This window comes from Alkalibacterium sp. s-m-28 (assembly GCF_054658175.1).
This window is the reverse complement of record NZ_BAAGIQ010000145.1, coordinates 1-3,302: the sequence shown is the minus strand read 5'-3', so window position 1 is coordinate 3,302 and position 3,302 is coordinate 1. Positions and strand designations below refer to the sequence as shown.

The 3,302-nt window shown below is 38.9% G+C and carries 3 protein-coding genes; 1 reads left to right on the top strand and 2 read right to left on the bottom strand.

Annotation, left to right across the window (positions count from 1 at the left end; genetic code table 11):
- Positions 1-120: 120 nt before the first annotated feature.
- Positions 121-435, bottom strand: coding sequence for an ArsR/SmtB family transcription factor (locus ACYQ4S_RS11315; protein ID WP_459771219.1), 315 nt, complete (start codon positions 433-435; stop codon positions 121-123).
- A 182-nt stretch (positions 436-617) separates the two neighbouring features.
- On the opposite strand from ACYQ4S_RS11315, the gene yghU reads away from it, so the two are divergent.
- Positions 618-1,403: a glutathione-dependent disulfide-bond oxidoreductase gene (gene yghU / locus ACYQ4S_RS11310; protein WP_459771218.1), complete on the top strand. Its 786-nt coding sequence runs from the start codon at positions 618-620 to the stop codon at positions 1,401-1,403.
- 114 nt (positions 1,404-1,517) lie between these two features.
- Here yghU and ACYQ4S_RS11305 read toward each other — a convergent pair whose 3' ends face one another.
- Positions 1,518-2,429 carry a hypothetical protein gene (locus ACYQ4S_RS11305; protein WP_346025176.1) on the bottom strand — a complete coding sequence of 304 codons (912 nt, stop codon included), beginning with the start codon at positions 2,427-2,429 and terminating at the stop codon, positions 1,518-1,520.
- Positions 2,430-3,302 lie beyond the last annotated feature (873 nt).

Genomic DNA, 3,302 nt, shown 5'->3' with positions numbered 1-3,302 from the left:
TTTCTAGACCATCAAACCAAAACCTGTTTGACGAGATAAATCCAATAGTGCTGTAAAAACCAATCAATTGTATGCTCATTTAAGAGCTATTCCCCCAATTATTCCTTGGAGTTTCCTAGTTCACTCACTTCTTGTAATGCCTGCATACGATTTTCCCCAAAAGCTCTGATAATAAGTAACCCAATCACTTACTTCTTTCAACGGTATAGGATTAAGTTGATAGTGAGTCTCTCGCCCCACCTTAGACTTTTTAACTAGATCAGCCTCCCATAGAATGGTCAGATGCTTTGTGACAGCTGTTCTTCCCATATCAAAGTGCACTGTCAGCTTATATAGAGGGACAGCTTCGGATTCTGACAGTATGTGTATTAATTCTCTTCTAGTCGGATCAGCAATAGCTTCAAACACATTCCTGCTTTTCATTTTATCTGTCATAGTATCCTCCTTCTTAAATGAGACACCAAAAAGTGTCTTATGATCATCCGAATTATACGACACCTTTTAGTGTCCTGTCAAGCGGTACTTCTCACTAATTTGTGTCCTGTTATTATGTGATATTCTTGTTTAATACAGCAATAATAGTATACTTAATATAAATTGAGTAAGGAGCGGATACTATGTCAGAATACGATGTTCCAAAAGTTTGGGAATGGAATAAAGATGAAAAGAATCAGTTCGGGAATCAGCCGGTCGCAGGAAGTCGCTTTGAACAGACACTTCCCGTCGGAGAGGCACCCTTACAAGTTTACTCATTGGGCACACCTAACGGACAGAAAGTTGCGATCATGCTGGAAGAACTGAAAGATGCCGGTGCTCAATGTGCCGATTATGACCTATACTTAATTAATATTGGTGAAGGTGATCAGTTCGGAAGTGACTTTGTCGCAATCAATCCCAATTCCAAAATACCAGCCATGATGGACTACTCTTTGGATAAGCCCCTGCGTGTGTTTGAGTCTGTCAATATCCTATTATATCTTGCGGAAAAATACGGACAGTTTATGCCGGATGATCTAGCCGAAAAAACAGAACTGATGAACTGGCTGTTTTGGCAGACAGGAGCAGCCCCTTATGTCGGCGGTGGATTCGGACATTTCTATCACTACGCGCCAACTAAACAGGAGTACCCGATCAATCGCTTTACGATGGAAACGAAACGTCAGCTTGACTTGCTCGACAGACATTTGGCTGATAAGGATTACATCAATGGGGACACCTATTCCATTGCAGATATGGCAATCTGGCCTTGGTACGGCCGTCTGATCCAGGGCAAACTGTACGGTAATGCAGCAGAATTCCTGAAAGCAGATGACTACACTCACTTGAAAGAATGGGCAGATCGTATTGGCGAAAGACCAGCAGTCAAACGTGCGCTTGATTTGGATTACAAAGCTATTAAATAACATCTCAGATAAATAGAACCCCTCGAGCAGACGACTTTATGGTCAAGTCTGCTCGAGGGGTTTTTGAAGATTCTTCTTAAAGATTTTATCTTATCCGATGGACTCTCTCCTTTTTCATGTATTAATTAGTATAAGCGCGATGATGGTCATGGCAATCGCCAGCTGATTCTTGGCTGCAATCTTTTCTTTATATATAAGTAAGCCACCCAAATTGATCAGGACAATGCTTCCCGCACTGTACATTGGAAAGGCCACTGAAGTTTTCACAGTTCCCAGAGACATGATCAAGAAGTAGGAAGAAAACAAATTAGGAATGCCGACCGCAAAACCAATCAGAATGTCCTTATATGTCGCTTTCCCCTTAATATGTAGGATATAAGTCACACTGATGATAAAAGCGACGAAAAATACAGCAAAGAGAAATATATCCTTATACTCATTTAAAGCATACTGTTGATAGATTTTATTGAAGAATTCTGCCATACCTCCAAATAAGAATAGAAGCAGTAAAGCCGGCTTAAAATCAAGTGTCTTGATGGAACGCTTAGATAAATTGACCACAACGATTGCGACGAGTGATATCAGAATCCCGATCCACTGAACCGCTGTAGGATATTCCCTCCAGATGAGAATAGAAAAGATCATAGGAATCAGTATGCCCAGCTTTGCTATCGTACCGGATATCCCCACCCCATTGTCCTTTACGCTCTTCTGATAGTAGACAAAGGACAAGAAAAAGAATAGCCCGGCTATACTCCCTACAAGTATCCCCCATATTACACTTGCATAAGGAGAAAAAAGATTCGACTCATTGCCTGACAGTATGGACACCTCGTCAATAAAAGCCCCTTCCCTGTTCACACCAGATAAGAGTCTCTGGTACATGATCATGACCAGACTCGTGACACTGGCAAAAAAATAATTGGCACTTGTAATGACATATCTGTTCGTTAACGTATTTTCAGTGTATTTGAATATAAGTGCAATAGCTGCACTACATATGATTGCTAAGGATAAATAACCCATAGTTCCCCCTGAGACTCGTTTTTCAATTTATAATAGTTTAGTGCTATTTTTAAGTATAACACTTGAGGGATCTCTTCTATCAGAACTTTTCCAAGAAGCAGACAATAAATATTAGTCATTGGTATAGCTTTATAATGGGAAAAAGATTATTATCAAGTCATCGGAAAATAACCGACAATGTTTGTAAATTCTAAAAAGAAGGTGTTCAATGAAAACCGAGTTAAGATATACTCTATGGATATTGTTTAATCTGATTATAGCTTTCGGTTACATATTTTTGTTTCTCCGTTATGACAATGCTCTTTCTGATGTACTGCTGTTCTATCTTTTGATACACCCACTATTCAGTTTAATTATCAGTATATATGCTTTCAAAAAGATCAAGACTGAGAACAGGTCTTTTAAACCTGCTGGAAAACTATTAATTATCAGTTTGTTAGTGATCAGTTCATATGTAAACTACTCCTACTTTTTCTCTGACAAGATGGGGACAATGACGACGACATACAGCATTATAGACAAGTCAACTGATCAGGATAGTAACCAGATAACAGTATTCGATAGGTCATTTAATACTGAATTGCACTAGTGTTGCATAAAACTTAGAATAAATGATTTTCATACATTGTTACTTTCATCACAAGTAATTTTCGTTAAAATTTCCAAAAAAGTCAATTGCTGGCGCAAGGGATGACTTTTTCCAGAAATTTTTAGGGTTATTCAGTTGTGGATTAGTCCATTTGTACTCTCTTTCACTTAACCAGGGGCGAACGATTCTTTGAAATACGCAAACGGTTCATACTGTAACGCTCTGATTTGTCTCAAAACAGTGAAGAGGCTTGATTTCAAGCGTAATTCCAGTTTCATCAGTAA